Source organism: Bosea sp. 29B (assembly GCF_902506165.1).
In the GTDB taxonomy this organism is placed as follows: domain Bacteria; phylum Pseudomonadota; class Alphaproteobacteria; order Rhizobiales; family Beijerinckiaceae; genus Allobosea.
On the sequence record NZ_LR733817.1, the window covers coordinates 3257617 to 3274597 of the forward strand.

The 16981-nt window shown below is 67.9% G+C and carries 11 protein-coding genes, 1 pseudogene and 1 riboswitch; of the genes and pseudogenes, 9 read left to right on the plus strand and 3 right to left on the minus strand.

What is annotated here, in order from left to right:
* Positions 1–35: 35 nt before the first annotated feature.
* The 5 genes from GV161_RS15855 to GV161_RS15875 all read left to right on the plus strand — a co-directional run bounded on the left by GV161_RS15855 (position 36) and on the right by GV161_RS15875 (position 5705).
* Positions 36–1742 carry an aconitase family protein gene (locus tag GV161_RS15855; RefSeq protein WP_152016605.1) on the plus strand — a complete coding sequence of 569 codons (1707 nt, stop codon included), beginning with the start codon at positions 36–38 and terminating at the stop codon, positions 1740–1742.
* Between the two features lie 39 nt (positions 1743–1781).
* A riboswitch (cobalamin riboswitch) is annotated at positions 1782–1992 on the plus strand.
* Positions 1993–2198: 206 nt separating this feature from the next.
* Positions 2199–3236: an ABC transporter substrate-binding protein gene (locus GV161_RS15860; RefSeq protein WP_244624230.1), complete on the plus strand. Its 1038-nt coding sequence runs from the start codon at positions 2199–2201 to the stop codon at positions 3234–3236.
* On the plus strand, positions 3233–4276 hold the full coding sequence (locus GV161_RS15865) for an iron ABC transporter permease (RefSeq protein ID WP_152016607.1): 1044 nt from the start codon (positions 3233–3235) through the stop codon (positions 4274–4276). Before GV161_RS15860 ends, GV161_RS15865 begins: the two co-directional genes overlap by 4 nt.
* Positions 4273–5052 (plus strand): ABC transporter ATP-binding protein, encoded by a 780-nt coding sequence (locus GV161_RS15870; protein WP_152016608.1) that lies wholly within the window; start codon positions 4273–4275, stop codon positions 5050–5052. The genes GV161_RS15865 and GV161_RS15870 overlap by 4 nt, the downstream gene beginning before the upstream one ends.
* Complete coding sequence (locus GV161_RS15875; RefSeq protein ID WP_152016609.1) at positions 5049–5705, plus strand: class I SAM-dependent methyltransferase; 657 nt, start codon at positions 5049–5051, stop codon at positions 5703–5705. The genes GV161_RS15870 and GV161_RS15875 overlap by 4 nt, the downstream gene beginning before the upstream one ends.
* A 30-nt stretch (positions 5706–5735) precedes the next feature.
* On the opposite strand, the gene GV161_RS15880 is transcribed toward GV161_RS15875, so the two are convergent.
* Entirely contained in the window at positions 5736–6518 is a 783-nt protein-coding gene (locus tag GV161_RS15880; RefSeq protein ID WP_152016610.1) for a helix-turn-helix transcriptional regulator, read from the minus strand.
* 200 nt (positions 6519–6718) lie between these two features.
* Between GV161_RS15880 and GV161_RS15885 the strand changes: the two genes are divergently transcribed.
* The 4 genes from GV161_RS15885 (at position 6719) to GV161_RS15900 (ending at position 12313) form a co-directional block, all read left to right on the plus strand.
* Positions 6719–7930, plus strand: coding sequence for an MFS transporter (locus tag GV161_RS15885; RefSeq protein WP_152016611.1), 1212 nt, complete (start codon positions 6719–6721; stop codon positions 7928–7930).
* 180 nt (positions 7931–8110) lie between these two features.
* On the plus strand, positions 8111–8320 hold the full coding sequence (locus tag GV161_RS15890) for a hemin uptake protein HemP (protein WP_152016612.1): 210 nt from the start codon (positions 8111–8113) through the stop codon (positions 8318–8320).
* 121 nt (positions 8321–8441) lie between these two features.
* The gene (locus GV161_RS15895; protein WP_152016613.1) at positions 8442–9275 is read left to right on the plus strand and encodes a siderophore-interacting protein; all 834 of its coding nucleotides are present in this window, start codon (positions 8442–8444) and stop codon (positions 9273–9275) included.
* Positions 9276–9328: 53 nt separating this feature from the next.
* Positions 9329–12313 carry a condensation domain-containing protein gene (locus GV161_RS15900; protein ID WP_152016614.1) on the plus strand — a complete coding sequence of 995 codons (2985 nt, stop codon included), beginning with the start codon at positions 9329–9331 and terminating at the stop codon, positions 12311–12313.
* 128 nt (positions 12314–12441) lie between these two features.
* Here GV161_RS15900 and GV161_RS15905 read toward each other — a convergent pair whose 3' ends face one another.
* Together GV161_RS15905 and GV161_RS15910 are read right to left on the minus strand one after the other, a co-directional pair.
* Positions 12442–13809: a condensation domain-containing protein gene (locus tag GV161_RS15905; protein ID WP_244624231.1), complete on the minus strand. Its 1368-nt coding sequence runs from the start codon at positions 13807–13809 to the stop codon at positions 12442–12444.
* Positions 13810–13851: 42 nt separating this feature from the next.
* Positions 13852–16956 (minus strand): annotated as a pseudogene (locus GV161_RS15910) (amino acid adenylation domain-containing protein); the annotation flags it as partial.
* Positions 16957–16981 lie beyond the last annotated feature (25 nt).

The window sequence follows — 16981 nt, forward strand, 5'->3', positions numbered from 1 at the left end:
ACCCGGTCCCACAACCGCCTTCGTCGATCCGCGAGATGACTCCAGCTTCGAGACAGGACAATGGGATCGCGGTCGTTGCCGGGGTCGCCGCCGGACCGATCGTCGCTCTTGGCGAGCCCTTGAGCTTCTGGGGCGGCGTTGATCCCGCCACGAGCACGGTGATCGACGTGCACCATCCCGCCCATGGCGCCTCGCTTGCCGGCGCAGTGGTGTTGATGCCGACCAGCCGGGGCTCCTGTTCGGGCTCCGGCGTGCTGCTGGAGCTGGCTCTCTCCGGCAAGAGTCCCGCCGCGCTGATCTTTGCCGGCGCCGAGGACACGCTGACGCTCGGCGCAATCGTCGCTTCCGAGATGTTCGGGCGCCGCATCCCGGTCATCCGCCTCGCCGAAGAGGCTTTCGCCATCCTCTCCTCGGCGCGGCATGCGGTGATCGCGCCGGATGGCGTTTCGGCCGATGGCGGGCGGGTGCGCATCCCTCTCGCTGCGGCGGCGGATGCGGGGCTGCTGTTGTCTCCCGCTGATCGCTGCATGCTCGACGGCAAGGACGGGATCGCTGCCCAGCAGGCCATGCGCATCCTCGTCGCCATGGCGAGCCAGCAAGGAGCGACTGGGCTCCTCGATGTGACGCGCGCCCATGTCGATGGCTGCATCTATGCGGGCCCGGCCAATCTGGTCTTCGCCGAGAAGATGGAGGAACTGGGCGCGCGCGTCCGCATCCCGACGACGATGAACGCGATCTCGGTCGACCATGCGAACTGGCGCCGCCAGGGCGTCGCGCCCGAATTCGGCGAGCCGGCGTCGCGCCTTGCCGAGACTTATGTCCGCATGGGCTGCCAGGCGAGCTTCACCTGCGCGCCTTATGCACTGCCTGAGCCGCCGGGCTTCGGCGAGCCGATCGGCTGGTCCGAATCGAATGCGGTGATCTTCGCCAACTCCGTGCTCGGCGCCCGCACCGCCAAGCACCCGGACTTCCTCGATTTCTGCATCGCCGTCACCGGCCGCGCCCCGCTCGCTGGCGCTTTTCTCGACGAGGGACGCCGGGCGCGCCGGACGGTCCGGGTCGAATTGCCGGAGGATGCGGACAGCGCAGCCTGGCCCCTGATCGGCTACCTTGCTGGCCTGGCCTCGCCCGACCTGATCCCGTTGATCAAGGGCCTGGCGAAGACGCAACCGACACGGGACGATCTAAAGGCGCTCTGCGCCGCCTTCGGCACGACCTCGGCGGCGGCAATGCTCCATATCGAGGGGATCACGCCGGAAGCGGACAGCCTCGGCGGCGCCCCCGAGGACGAAGTCGTCATCACGCGCGAGCATCTTGCCGCGGGCTGGCGCAAGCTGAACGAGGGGCCCGCGGACGTCGATCTCGTCGCCATTGGCAGCCCGCATGCCTCGCTGGACGAATGCCGGGCCGTCGCGGAGCGCCTCGATGGCCGCTCTGTCGCGGCTGCGCTCGCCGTCATCATCACGGCCGGGCGGGAGGTCGTCGCCGCGGCTGAAGTCGATGGCACGATGGCCAGGCTTGCGCAGAGCGGCGTCGCGGTCATTCCCGATCTCTGCTGGTGCTCGATCACCCGCCCGGTCTTCCCGGAGCAGGCGAAGGTGGTGCTGACCAACTCCGGCAAATACGCCCATTACGGGCCGGGGCTCTCCGGCTGCGCCGTCAGGCTGGGGACGCTCGACGACTGCATCGAGGCTGCGCTGACGGGTATCGCTCCCGCGCGGCTGCCCGCCTGGCTCGCCTGAGCCATCGGTTGGCAGGCTTGACCCTGCGGCACGGCCTTATAGGGTGACCGCGATCGAGGTTCTCCGGGTTGCTCCCGGAGCTAAGAGGGAATTCGGTGAGGCGTATTCCGCCAAAGCCGAGGCTGCCCCCGCAACTGTAAGCGGCGAGCTCTCCGTCCATCGTCCACTGGCGCTGATCGCGCCGGGAAGGCCGGGCGGAACCGGCATCGACCCGCGAGCCAGGAGACCTGCCCCGGTCGTCGAAGACGTCTTTCGGACGGGGTGTTCCGGAGCTGTGTGTCGATGGCGGCGATGCCCTCCATCCATCCACGCCCCCGCGCAGTTCCCCGCCTGCCATCTCGGGGAGCGATGAGACCCATGTTCACGAACACCGTCCGCGCCGTCGCGCAGAGCTTGACGGCTGCGCGCCGACCCTTCTATCAGAAATGCAACATTGTTACATTAAAGGCTTGTCCCGTGCCGGCTACCCGCCATCTCGCCCGCCTGCTGCAAGGACCGGTTGCAGCGCTCCTCGGCACTCTGTTCGCGGGTGCCGCCTTGGCGGCGCCGACGCAATATCCGCTGACCCTCGAGAATTGCCGGGAGAGCGTGACTTTCAATGCACCGCCCAAGCGCGTCGTCGCGATCGGCCAGACCCAGACCGAGATCCTCTATGCGCTTGGCCTCGGCGACCGTGTCGTCGGCACCGCGGTCTGGTTCTCGCCGGTCGCCAAGCCCTATGAGGCGGTGAATGCCAAGGTGAAGCGTCTCGCCGACAACGATCCGAGCTTCGAGGCGGTGCTCGCCCAGGAGCCCGATCTCGTCACCGCGATGTTTGAATGGCATGTCGGGCCCAACGGCATCGTCGGCAAGCGCGATCAGTTCGCCAAGGTCAAGGTCCCGACCTATGTCTCGCCGACCGATTGCGTCGGCAAGGACAATTCCGGCGCCGGCGACGGCGTACGCACCCAGATGTTCACGATGGAGCTGGTCTATCGCAACATCCGCGAGTTCGGGCAGATTTTCGACGTCTCCGACCAGGCCGATGCGCTCATTGCCGAGCTCAAGGCTCGTGAAGACAAGGCGGTCCAGGCCGTGGCGAACGTCAAGGCCAAGGACGTGCCGGTCGTAGTCTGGTTCTCCAGCCGGGATATCAAGGGCGACGGCTTCATGGCCGGCAAGAACGGCGTGCCCGCCTACATCCTGTCGAAGCTCGGCGCCCGCAACATCATCGCCACCAATGAGGAATGGCCGCTGGTCGGCTGGGAGAGCATCGCCGGCGCCAACCCTGCTGTGATCGTCACGGTGAAGATGGATCGCCGCCGCTTCCCGGCCGATGACATCGAGAAGAAGCTCGATTTCCTCAAGACCGATCCCGTCGCCAGCAAGCTCGATGCGGTGAAGAACCAGCGCGTCGTCATCCTCGACGTCGGCGCGACCCGCGCCGGGCTCGACACGGTCGACGGCATCGAGACGCTCGCCAAGGCGATCGCCGGCTTCGGCCTCGCTCCTTGAGCCACGCTGCCCACGGCCCGAACTGGCCGGCGCGGATCGCCATCGCGTTGGCCTCACTCGTCGCGCTCACCGTCTCGGTGGCGCTGGCGGTGACGATCGGCGAGATGCGCATTCCGTTCGACACAGCGCTGCGGGCGCTCGGCAACGGGCTGTTCAGCCTCGACTTTCCGGTCAGTGCGATCCAGCAGGGCGTGATCTTCGATTACCGGCTGAGCCGGGCGCTGATGGCTGGCCTGTGCGGCGGCGCGCTGGCGCTCTCGGGCGCGATCCTGCAGGCGCTGCTACGCAACCCGCTGGCGGAGCCCTATGTCCTCGGCATTTCCGCCGGCGCCTCGACCGGCGCCGTCGCGGTGCTGATCCTCGGCGTCGGCATTGGCGGCACGGCGCTGAGCGTCTCGGCCGGGGCCTTCATCGGTTCCTGCGCCGCGCTCGCCGTGGTCGCGCTGCTGGCGACGGGGGCGGGCGGGGCGAGCGATCGCGTCATCCTTGCCGGCGTCGCGACCTCGCAGCTCTTCAATGCCGCGACTGCGACGATCGTCACGACAATGGCCAGCGCCGAGCAGGCGCGCGGTGTGATGTTCTGGCTCTTGGGGAATTTCGGCGGCGTGCGCTGGCCGGATCTCTGGATCGCCGCGCCGGTCGCCTTCATCGGCTTCGGCATCTGCATGCTGCACGCCAAGGTGCTCGATGCCTTCGCCTTCGGCGTCGATGCCGCCGCCTCGCTCGGCGTCGCCGTCACAAGGGTGAAGGTCGTGCTCTTCGCCACCACCGCTGTGATGACCGCGGTGATGGTCTCGATCGTCGGCACGGTCGGCTTCGTCGGTTTGATCATTCCCCATGCCGCCCGCTTCCTCGTCGGCTCCGGCCACGCGCGATTGCTGCCGGCCTGCCTCGTCGTCGGCGCGATCTTCATGATCCTCGCCGACATCCTCTCGCGCGTGCTGATTCCGCAGCAAATCCTGCCGATCGGGGTAGTGACAGCGCTGTTCGGCGCGCCGGTCTTTGCCCTCATCCTCTATCGTGCGAGGCGGCCGGCATGACGCTCGCGATGCGTGAGGTGCGCTGGGGCGCTGCCGGCCGGATGATCGTCGACGGGGTGACGCTGCAGGCGGCGCCTGGCCGGGTGCTCGGGCTGATCGGCCCGAACGGCTCGGGCAAGTCGAGCCTGTTGCGGTTGCTCTGCCGCTTGCGCAATGTCGCGAGCGGCGTCGTCACGCTCGACGAGCGCGATATCGCTGCCGTGCCACGGCGCGAGCTCGCCCGCCGTCTCGCCTTCGTCGAGCAGCAGGCGACCACCGAGATCCAGCTTTCCGTCTGCGATGTCGTCCGGCTCGGCCGCACGCCGCATCGCGCCGCGCTGGCATCCTGGAACGGCGCCGACGAGGTGGCAGTGAACGAGGCGCTGGCGCGGGTCGGGCTCACCGAACGGCACGACCAGTTCTGGCATACGCTGTCGGGCGGCGAGCGCCAGCGGGTCCATATCGCTCGCGCGCTGGCACAGGAGCCGAGCGAGCTGATCCTGGACGAGCCGACCAACCATCTCGACATCCAGCACCAGCTCTCGATCCTCGGCTTGGTCCGACGCCTCGGCATCACCTGCATCATGGCGCTGCACGATCTCAACCTCGCGGCGATGTTCTGCGACGAGATCGCGTTGCTGCACGAAGGGCGCTTGCAAGCCGCAGGGACGCCGGACGAGGTCCTGACCGCAGAGACGATCCAGCGCATTTTCGGCGTTGCGGTCTCGATCCGTCAGGGCGCGTCGGGACGCCGGCACATCGAGTATCTGATCGAACCGGAACGGAGGCAGTCATGAAGCCGGCCGAGGCGCAGACCCAGGTTTCCGACTACTGGACCCGGCGCGCGCCGGCCTTCGACGGTGTCGCCTCGCATGTCGCGCAGGCTTCGCTCTGGCGTGATGTTCTCGCTGCCGCCTTCGAAGCGGAGGAGGCGAGGGACGTCGTCGACGTCGGCACCGGGACCGGCGCCTGCGCGCTGATCGCTGCATCGCTGGGGCATCGCGTGCGGGCCTGCGACGGCTCCGCGGGCATGCTCGCCGTGGCCCGGCAGGCGGCCGAGACCTCCGGGCTCGACGTCACCTTCGAACAGGCGCTGATCGAGGAGGCTTCGTTCGCCCCGGGCTCGGCCGACATCGTGACCCTGCGCAATGTGCTCTGGACCTTGCCCGATCCGATGGCGGCGCTGCGCAAGGCTAACCTCGTCCTGCGCCCGGGCGGGCTCGTGCTCGTCTCGGACGGGCTCTGGTCGATCGCCCCGCAATACCGCTCGACCTATCCCGAGACGCTCGCCAACAGCCTGCCGCGTCATGACGGGCTGACGGAGGACGATGCCCGGGCGATGCTGAGCGAGGCCGGCTTCGGCCCGGCGCGGAGCTGGCAGCATCTGTTTCCGGCCTCGCCCTATCCCGGCGACGTGCCGATGTTCGTGCTGACGGCGAATAAGGGCTGACGCTCGCCGTGAGCGGCCTCGAGCACCAGGCTAGCGCTCGGCCTGGCGGCCATAGGCATGCGGGCTCTCACCCATTTCGGCCTTGAACGCGAAGATGAAGGCCGAGGCTGAGCTGTAGCCCAGTTCCATCGCGGTCTGCGTGACCGACATCCCGCCGCTGAGCAGCTCGATCGCCCGGAACAGACGCAGGCGGCGCTTCCATGAGCGCAACGGCGCGCCGATCTCGGCCTCGAACCGGCGTGTCAGGGTTCGACTGGACAGGCCGAGTTCCCGGGCCCAGTCATCGGCGCTGCGGTCGTCGGCCGGATCGAGATAAAGTGCCTCGCAGAGCGCGGCGAGGCGGTTGTCGCGCGGCCAGGGCAAAGCTGTCGGCAAGGTCGGGGCGCGGCGCAACTGGTCGAGGATCAGGGTCACCACCCGGCTGCCATAGCCGTCTGCGTCGCTCTGGCCTTCGATCGCTGCCGCCTCGACGATCAGGGCCTTGAGCAGCGGCGACACTGCCAGGACCGTCGGGGCGAGCGGCAGCCCGCTCCCGGCCTCGGTCGCGATCCAGAGGCTCCTGAACTCCGCGCCGAGCAGCGATCCGACGCGATGCGGCACGCCTCTCGGCAGCCAGGCCGCCTGATCCGGCGAGGTGATGAAGGTCTGCCCGACCGTGGAGACGGTCAGCACGCCGTCGATCGCATAGACCAGCTGATGCCAGTCATGGGCGTGCTCCAGGAAATGGTGCCGGGGCGGAATTGATTGCGCCCGCATCGTCATCGGTCGTGGCGGCAGGGCATCCGGCGGGGTGGTGATGGTCGACCAGCTCATGGCACTCCCTGCTTTGTCTGGTATTCTACATTTTTTGGCAAAGCATCGAAAGCACGTCAGATAGCTTTCTGCTAGGCGAGGGGGATGGGTAGCGAGGGCCGATGCGCCCGCCGCAACCGGTCCGCGCGCGCAGATGTCGAGCCCGGGCCGCTGCTTCGCCGCTCGTAGCGCCTGTCCCTCTGCAGAACTGCGATCGCCGCATGACCACGATATCCACTCTTCCGGGCGACGAGGCGGCAAGCGCGCTGCGGCAGGAGCGCAGCAATGTCCTGCGGCTGGCGATCTGCCAGGCGCTCGCCGGCGCCAATGCCACCGTCGTCTTCGCCACGGGCGCGATCGTCGGCGACATGCTTGCGCCCAGCAAGGCCCTCGCGACATTGCCGATCTCGATCTTCGTCGTCGGCATGGCGCTCTGCACGCTGCCGGCCGGCGCCATCGCGCAGCGTCACGGCCGCGGCAGGGTGTTCATGCTGGGCACCGGCAGCGGCGTCATCGCCGGTGTGCTGGCGAGCCTCGCCATGCTCGCCGCCTCGTTCTGGCTGTTCTGCCTCGCCACCTTCTGCGCCGGCGTCTATGCCGCCGTCGTCCTGTCCTTCCGCTTTGCGGCGACCGATTGCGCCGCGCCGGAGCGACGCCCGCGCGCCCTCTCGGCGGTGATGGCGGGCGGCGTCTTCGCAGGGGTCATCGGCGCGCAACTGGTGACGCTTACGATGAACCTGTGGCCGCCCTATCTCTTCGCCGCCACCTATATCGGCCAGGCGGTGGTCGCGGCGCTCTCCGCGTTCATCCTGCTTGGCGTCAAGCTGCCGATGCCGACCGCGGCGGAACAGGGTGGCGGCGGCCGTCCCCTCGGTGTGATCGTGCGCCAGCCCCGCTTCATCCTCGCGGTGATCTGCGGGGTCGTCTCCTATCTCTTGATGAACTTCCTGATGACGGCGGCGCCGCTGGCGATGAAGCTGTGCGGGCTCTCGCAGGAATCGGCCAATCTCGGGCTGCAATGGCATGTCGTCGCCATGTACGCGCCGAGCTTCTGGACCGGGCGCCTGATCACGCGCTTCGGCGCGGCGAAGGTCGTCGCTGCCGGTCTCATCCTGACCGGCGCCGCTTCGGCAGTCGGCTTGTTCGGTATCGACGTCACGCATTTCTGGGCGTCGCTGATCCTGCTCGGCCTGGGCTGGAATTTCGGCTTCGTCGGCGCCTCGGCCATGGTGCTGGAATGCCACCGCCCGGAAGAGAAGGCCCGCGTGCAGTCCTTCAACGATTTCGCGGTGTTCGGCACGATGGCGATCGGCTCCTTCCTCTCTGGAGGCCTGCTCTCCGCCTTCGGCTGGAACATGGTGTTGATGCTGTCCTTCGCGCCGCTGCTCGTGGCGATCCTCGCCCTCGCGGCCGGCCGCCGCGCGACGGCGTAGCGATGTCGCGCCAGCTCGCTGAGCAGAGGTGGGCGTGATTTCAGCGGATGAGGCGTGCTTGCTCGCCCCATCCGGAGTTTTGAACGATTATACATATAAACTATTGTAATTGCTTGGATTTTTGATCTCGGTTAAGCTGAGTGCGTATTCGCCGCAGCTTATCGTTCCGAGTCTTTTTCCATGAACAGCCAGCCACTCTTTTCAGCTCTGACCGGCTCCGGGTGCCTCGATCGGGTCCGTAGCCTGCCTCGTGCAGCGGCGCTGCGCCCGGCAAGAACGGTCGCCAGCGCAGCGGTCTTCAAGGGCGAGACGGAGATCGGCATCGAGCATCATGGCGAGCTCTATCGCCTGAGGATCACCCGGCAGGGAAAGCTGATCCTGACCAAATGACGGCTGCCCCAGGGGGCATCGCTGCAGACAATCACCGCAGACACATGGTCGCGTTGCGCGGCCGCAATGGCTCGATGCGGCCACGCTGCGACCGGGCCGACAACGACAAGGGATCGAAACCATGACCAGCGCCATTGAAACAGGCGTGCCGGACGGACGCCTGCCGAAGCGCCAGCGCCATAAGGTGGCGCTGCGGCGCCTCGACGTCCTGCGCGTGACCGATCTCAGCCCGTCGATGCGCCGGGTGACCTTGGGCGGCCCGGAACTCGAGGGCTTCGTCAGCCTCGGCTTCGACGACCATGTGAAGATGTTCTTCGCAGCGCCCGGCGAGACGAAGCCGGCCCTGCCGATCGTTGGCCCGGACGGGCTGGCCTTCCCTGAAAGCGGTCCGCGACCGCTGGCGCGCGACTTCACGCCGCGACGGCATGATCCGCAGGCGGGCGAGCTCGATATCGACTTTGCCCTGTTGCATGACGGGCCGGCCAGCAACTGGGCGGCGCAGGTCAAGCCGGGCGATCCCGCCTGGATCGCCGGCCCGCGTGGCTCCTTCATCGTTCCCTTCGATTTCGACTGGCATCTGCTCGTTGCCGACGAGACCGGGCTGCCCGCTCTGGCGCGGCGCCTGGAAGAGCTGCCACAGGGCAGCCGGGCGCTCGCTTTGGTCGAGGTCGGTGGAGCGGACGAGGAATATCCCCTGCGTCGCTCCGCCGGCATCGAGGTGGTCTGGGCTCATCGTGCCGCCGGGGCGCAACCCGGTGCGGCGCTGCTTGCGGCCCTGCCGGCCCTGGCCTTCCCCGATGGTGATTACTTCGCCTGGCTCGCCTGCGAATCCGGCGCCGCCAAGCAGTTGCGCGGCGTCCTGGTCGACGAGCGCGGCGCCAATCGCAAATGGGTCCGTGCCCACGGTTATTGGCGCCGCGGCGCCGTCGCCGTGCACGACGATTTCGACGAGTGAGGCGCTCCGCGCGCCATCCATCGACATCTGCCGAAGCCTAGAGGAGACCAGCGATGGCTGCCGACTTCGACCATGTGCTGACGCACGCCGAGCAGCGCCGCCTCGACGCCGCCTTGCAGAAACTTTCAGGGGCCGCGAGCCGAGGCGCGCCGTCGGCGCTGGCCCCGAGCGAATACGAGGAACATGTCTGGCTGGCGCAGCAGCAGGTTCCCGAGGCGGTTCTGAAGCATGTCGTCGCCTGCCGGCTGATCGGCGAGCCCGATCTGGCGCGCCTCGTCGGCGCGATCCGCGATCTCGTGCGCGCCTGGCCCGATCTGAACGCCCGTTTCCGCTTCAGCGAGGATGGCGAGCTGCATAAACGCTTCGCTGGCGACGAGGGGCGCGTCGTCAGCCTGATCCGGGCCGATACGCTGGAGCAGGCGATCGCGGCGATCCTCGACCGGCAGGCGGTGAGCTGGGACACCGATGGCGCGCCGCCTTTCGAGGTGCTCGTGATCAGCTGTCCGCAGGAGACGGTTCTGGCGCTGATCCTGCACCGCATCCTCGACGCGGCTCACCCCGCCGCGGAACTCCTGCTTGCACTTGGCAGGGCCTATGCTGGCGAGCCGGTCGTGCCTGCTACCTCCGCCGCCGTGAGGCGTGCGCCTGGGACGCCACTGCTCGCAGCGGGCGAAGCCTCGGCGATGCTGCCGGCCTGGATGCGCCGGAGCGGAAACGTTGCGGGTCTCGACATCGTCGATTTGGGCAATCTCCGTGCCCCGCGGTCCGAACGGGCGCTGGCCGGGCGATACGGCACCACGATCAGACTGGAAGCCCTGAACGGCCTCGCGCCGGATGCGTCTGATCAGGAGGTTCTCGCCCACCTCGCTGCGCTGTTCGCCCGTTACCTGTCCGCTCTGTCCGGCAAGCGCGAGATCGATCTGCTGATTCCGAGCGGACCCACCGCGCAGCTCGGCGATCCCCCGTCATCCGTCGCGGGTGGAGACGCCGTCTTCCTGATCGTGGACGGACAGGCGCCGGCAGAGGCGATCGTTCCCGTGATTCGGGACGTGCTTGCCCGGACATCGAAAGCTTCGATGTCGCCGTGCCGCGCGGGGAGGGCAGAGCGGCCCATCCTGTTCGTCAACTGGCTTAGCGATCTCGCAGACAGCTTGCGGATGCCGGGGGTGTCGGTCGAACGGCTGCCGTTGCCGACCCTGGAGACGCGCCCCGATCTCGCCTTCGCCGTTGGACGCAGCAAGCAAGGCAACGTCGCGGTCGAGCTCGTGACGGGGCAGGGGCTCTCGCCGCTGATCGGCCCTGTCCTGCTGGAGCGCTTCCTGGCCTGGCTGAAGGAAGGCGAGGTCGCCTTGCCGGGCGCTTCATCGGCAATCGCCGTCGACAAGCCACACCGGGGAGGCGAGGTCGCAGCCGAAGAGCCGGCAACCGATGCCGTGGCTGCCCTCATCCTCGCCGAGTTTCGCGCCGCGCTCGACGCGCCGGAGCTGGGGCCGGACGACGATTTCTTCGACCATGGCGGCCATTCGCTGATCGCGACCCGCATCATCGGGCGCCTGCTCAGCCAGCACGGCATCGGGTTGCATTTCAACGACTTGTTCAGCTATCCGAGCGCCGCCGCGCTCGCGCTCAAGGCGCGTCGCACCGGCGAAGTGGCCCCGGAAACGTCGCGAGCTGCGCCGATCGAAGAGGCTCCGAGCGCGCCGCTGTCGCTGGCGCAGGCCTCGTTGTGGAAGGCTTATGCCGCCTTCGGCTTCAACGAGATCTTCAACCTGCCTTTCGCGCTCGACTTCCTCGAGCCGGTCGACGAAGCCCTGTACGGGCGCGCCTTCACCGATATCCTCGAACGCCATCCCGGCCTGCGTAGCCTGTTCCGGCAGGAAGGCGAGGGCATGGTCCAGCAGGTCGTGCCGGCCGCCGAGCTGTCGCAATACAAGTGGTTCTGGACGAGTGCCGAGAGCGTGGGCGTCGATCGCCGCGACGAGGCGCAGCACCATTTCGACCTGGCGAAGGAACTGCCCTTCCGCCTGCGCTTCCTGATCGACCCGGCGACGGGCCGGCAGGTGCTGTCCTTCCTGTTCCACCACGTGGTGCTCGACGAATGGTCGGTCAACCTGATGATGGACGAGATCGCCTATTGCTACCGCGTCCGTGCCGCCGGCGGCATGCCGGTCTGGTCGGATGCGCCGGCGCCGTTCCACGAATTCGCCCGGCTCCAGGATGCGGCTGGCGTCGATCAGACGCATCTCGGCTACTGGACCGATATGCTGCGCGGGGCGCCACAGCCGCAGCCGATCCTGCTGCGTCAGGATCGGGCCGAGCCTGCCGGCGAGGAGGCGTCCGCAGCCGGCGGCTGGGTCGAGTTCAAGCTCGGCCGGGAGGCGACGGAAGGGCTTTACGCCCTCGCCAAGCAGAGCAGCGCTTCGCTCTTCAACGTCGTCTATGCCGGCATCGCCGCTTCGCTGCGCCAGCTCGGCTCGCTCCCGGAACTGGTGGTTGGCACCTCGGCCTCGGGTCGCAGCGACGCCGCTTTCTTCGACACGGTCGGCTATTTCACCACCGTCGTCGCCCATCGCATCCGCTTCGATGAGACGATGAGCCTCGGCGGGCTGGTCGGCCAGGTCAGGAACCTGGTCAACGAGTCGCTGCCATCGAGCGAAATCCCGATCGACCTGGTCGAGGAGGCGCTCGGCATGACGCCGGGCCGTGATCATCTCTTCGAGGTCTTCATCCAGATCCACGCCAAGAACAAGCTGAACGGCGAGCTGGCGCTGCCGGACGGGCGCAGCATCGCCTTCCGGCAGGTCGATCCCGAACGGCACGAATCGATGCTCGGCCTGCATTTCGAGGTGATGGAGGAGGTGGATCTTTCCGGCGAGCGCTCGATCCGCGTGCTGATGAGCTATCGCTCCGAGCACTACGGGCCGCAGGAGGTCGAGAAGATCACCGCGACGACCAGCGCGGTCTTCGCGCTGATGGGCCGGGCTGGCGGGGCGCAGGTGAAGCTGGCGGAGCTTGGCACGCATCTGCCGCACGGGTGAACGTCCGCCAATGTCGCCATTTTCGTCATGGTCGGGCTTGTCCCGACCATCCACGTCTTCCTTCACCAGATGCGGTGTTCAAGACGTGGGTGCTCGCCACAAGGGCGAGCATGACGGCACTGCCGCGCTCAGGCTAGGCTGAGCGCATCCTCCCGCTGCTCCGCCAAAAGCTCCGCGATCGGACGAGCCAGCGCCTCCGATGCGAGTGCCCGCGCGAGAAAGGCGGGCAACGCCTCGCCATGCCGTTCGAACGGCTCCCTCGCGAACATGGCCGGGTCGGCCGACATCGCGAAGGACAGCTCGCTGCCATCGTCCTCGCCGCGGAAGGTGAGGTCGATGCCCTCGCCCTGGCCGCTGCCCATGATCTCCCGCGTTACCTTGCAGCCGTGGAAGCTCGGGGCACTGAAGGGCAGCACATTGATCAGCGGCGAGAAGAAATAGCGGCTGCCCTCGGGCATGCCGTTGTCCATGGCCATCTGCTCGATCCGGTAGCGGCCATGGCGGCGCTGCGTCCGCAGCGTTGCGGTGTTCTCGCGCAGGACGTCTTCGAGGCTCTCCTCCGGCCCGAACGAGAGATGGAACGGCAAGATGTTGACGACCATGGCGGGCGTGTGGGCGGCGAGGCTGCCCCAGCGGCTCATGAAGGGCAGCCAGAAGGCCAGGACCTCGCGCCCGTCGATCCGTTGCCGCGGCAGGCTGCGCGAGAGATAGAGTCCGGAGAGCAGCACCAACAGATCGGGCCAGCCGATGCCGGTCTCCTGAGAGAGACGGCGCAATCCGGCGCTCACATCCGCTGAGAGCGTGCCATAAACTTCGTGCGGCGCTTCACCCGCCTGCTTGTCGCCGCGATGCAATACCGGCAGCGGAGCGTGCGCGGCGAACTCGTCCCGCCAATAGGCGCGGTCGCTCTCTTGCCGACGGCTGGCGCGATAGGCCTCTTCTTCCGCGATGAAGCTGGCGAAGGGATGGAAGGCCGGGCCGGCCTCACACCCAGTGAGGCGCTGCGAATAAAGCTGGCCGCAGCGCTGCTCGATCAGCGTGAAGCCATAGCCGTCGAGGACGATGTGGTGGGCGCGGATATACCAGAGATAACGCCGCTCACCGACGCGCATGAGCCAGGTCGCAGCAAGGCCGGCGCCGCGCAGATCGAGCGGCGCCGCAACATCCGCCTCCATCCGCAGCCGCGCCTCCTGCAAGGGATCGGCAACGCTCCTCAGGTCATATTGCTGGAGGACAGGCCGCAATTGCGGATCACAGCTCTGAAGCGGCGTCTCGTGGTCCTCTTCGACATGGAAGCGCACGCAAAGCGCGTCGGATTCGGCAATGGTCTGGGTGATGGCTGCGGCCAATGCCTGCTCGTCCGTGACGCCGTCGATGTCGAGGCAATGCGCGACGGTTGCGATCGGCTCGTCAGGATGGAAGGTGAACTCCTCCCAGAAATCGAGCTGCGGCAGGGTGAGCGGCATCAGGGCGCGGCGCGAATCGGCCTGCGACATGGGAATCTCCTGTTCGGACGATGCTGGCGGCGGCGCGTTGCCTCACCGCTCCTGCTCGCGGAGCAGCAGCGCGACCTGCCCGGCATTGCGGCAGCGCAGCAGCTGATGCGGCGTCAGATCGGCGTTGAGCTCGGCGCGGATGCGGCTCGCTAGGGATTTGAGGTGGGATGGGAGCAGGCCGAGGCGGATGAAATCGGTGGTGTCGTCGATCTCCGGTGAAGCCGTTTGGCCGAGTACGGCGAGGTAGAGGTCGAGGATTTTGCGGCTGCGCGGGTTGGCTGGCGGTGCAGCCTTTGATACCGGCGGTTCGCGGCGTTCAGCGGCTGCAGCCGCGAGCAGCTCGCGGGCCTTGCGGCGATCGGGCTTGCCGTTCGCCGAAAGCGGCAGGGTCTCAACTTCGACGAAGCGGGTCGGGACATGCGACTCCGGCAACACGCGCCTTGCCTGGGCACGCAAGTCGGCGGCGCTCGGCTTGCCCGCTTGCGCCGGCACATAAACGACGCCGATCTCGGCCTCGCCGCGCTGCTCGACGCCGCAATCGACCACCAGCAATTGGTGGATCTCGGGATGGGCGCCGAGTTCCGCCTCGATGTCGGGCAGCGAGACGCGCACGCCGCGAACCTTGACATAGCCATCGACCCGGCTGGCGAAGAGGATGTTGCCGTCATGGCGATAGCGGCCGCGATCGCCGGTGCGGAAGGCGCGCACCGGCTTGCCGGCTTCATCCGCGACGGTGACGAAATCGCTCTGGCCGAGCACGCCGTCCTGGAGATAGCCGAGCGCGACATTGACGCCGGCGGTGTGCATGCGCCCGACGACTTCGGGCGGGCAATGCTCGCCGCGCTCGTTGAGGATGAAATAGCGATTGCCCGGCAGCGGCCGGCCATAGGGGACCTGCCCGGTGTCCTCGGGACCGATCTCGTGCCAGATGCTCCAGATCGTCGTCTCGGTCGGCCCACCCAGCGAGACGAGGCGCAGCGCCGGATCGAGACGGCGCAGTTCGGCGATCACCGCCGGCTTGATGTAGTCGCCGCCCTGGGCGATCAGCCTGAGCGAGCGCAGTTCGTCGCCGCGCCGGCAGGACAGCAGCATCTCCAGGATCGCCGGCACCGAACACCAGAGGCTGACCTTGTGCTCGGCGACGAGCCGGTTCCAGGCGATCGCATCCTTCTCTTCGCCCGGCGCCGGCTGGACCAGGGTCGCGCCCGCCGTCAGGCAGCCGAAGACGTCGAAGATCGACATGTCGTGATGCAGCGGCGTCACCGAGATGAAGACGTCGCTTTCGTCGGCCTGCCAGTTCTCCAGCGTGCGGCCGATGACGTTCGAGGTCGCGCGGTTCGAGAGCACCACGCATTTCGGCCGGCCGGTGGTGCCGGAGGTGTAGAGGTAATAGGCGGGCTCGTCGCTGGCCGAGAGCGTGTCCAGCGCCGGCAGCAACGCCAGCGGATCGGCTGGTGGCTCGCCCGCCAGCAGGGACTCGGGCGTCGCCGCCTCATGTCCTGTGACCGGGACTGTCGATATCACCAGAGCCGGCCGGCAATTGGCGAGGAGATAGTCGAGCCGTTCCGGCGGTGAAGCCGCGTCGATCGGCACCCAGATCGCGCCGGAGAGCGCGCAGGCGAGTGTGATCGCGGTGTGCTCGGGCCCGCGCGGCAGGCAGATCGCGACGACATCGCCCTTGCCGACGCCGCGCTGCTGCAGCGCCGCCAGCGCCTTGCCCACATTCGTGCCGAGCTCGCCATAGGAGATCCGGCGGGCGCCTGAGATCAGGGCGATCTTGTCCTTGTCGCCGGCGAAGAGATTATCGGCGATGCGTTGCAGGAAGCGGCTGCAGGCGAAATCGCTCTCCCAGCCGTTGAGCCGGTAGTGGCCGAGGTCGAGCATCTCGCCCCGCACGGTCTCGAAGGCGCCGCGTTCGCAGATCGCCGCGACCTGCCGGTCGAGCGCCGCGAGGATGTCGCGGATGATTCCGCGGTCGATCGCCTCGCGGGCATAGTCGATCTCGACGACGAGGTTGCCTTCTTCGTCGTCGCGGAAGCGGACATCGACAGCGACCTGCGGCGTCTGGGTCAGGCCGTCATGGCGGCGGATGCCGGCATCCTTCGCCAGTTTCGGCCAGCCGAGGCCGTTGGTGACGACGACAGGCAGGGCCGGCCCGCCGGGATGGGCGTTCATCAGGAGGCGGCTGATCTGGACGCCGGATTGCGAGAGATGCTCCAGCCCCTCCAACACATCGCCTTGCAGGGCCTGCGCGCGCTCGCGGAAGCCGCCCTGTCGGGCATCCCAGTTGACGGCGATGAAGCTCGACCGGTTGGCGAGCTCGGCCGAGGCGGCGGGGGCGACGGGAATACCGATGCACAGCGCGCCTTCGCCCAGCCAATGCGACAGGGTTTCGAGAATGACGGCCGTCACCGCCGTGTTCTTGAACAGGCGTTCCCTGGCGGCGAGGCGGCAGAGCGTAGTGAAACGCTCGCGGGCGATCGTCAGGCTCTCGCGCTCGTAGCGCGAGGCGGCAATCGCCTCCAGCGGCTTCGTCCAGGGCAGTTGCGGCGGGCCTTCGACGGGCTGGAGCTTGCGAGCCCAATAGGCGGCGTCGTCGCGCCGCTTCGCCTCGTCGGCCGGCAGCGGCAGGGCCGCAACCTCCAGGCTTGGTGCTTCACCGCCCAGCAGCTCGACCAGCAGCGAGGCGATGGCGCGGCCGTCGAGGATCAGGGCATCGAAGCGGGTGAACAGCACGCAGGTCGTCCGGTCGGAATCATCCGCTTCCGGCTCCGGCAGGCGGAACGCCGTCACGTTCCAAGGTGAGCGCGCGAGGTCGAACAGGCGATGCGCATAGTCCTCACGCTGCCCGTCGATCCAGGCGAGCGCCTCGGCGTGTGACAGGCCGCGCAGGTCGATCTCGTCATAGTTGACGGTCGGCTCGGAGGAGACCCACGAGACTCGCCGCTGCGCGTCGATACGGGTGCGCAAGGCGGGATGCCGTCCGACCAACGCCAGAAGGCGCTGCGGCAGCGCCTGAATGTCGATCGCGCCGCGATACTCGCGGAATTCCTGCATGGCGACGCCGCCCAGCGGCAGATGCCGCTCGCGGCCGAGCAGATAGGCCTGCTGCAGGTCGGTCAGGGGCGCTTCGTCCCGGCCGTGGGCGCCGCCCTGCGCGGCATCGGAAAAG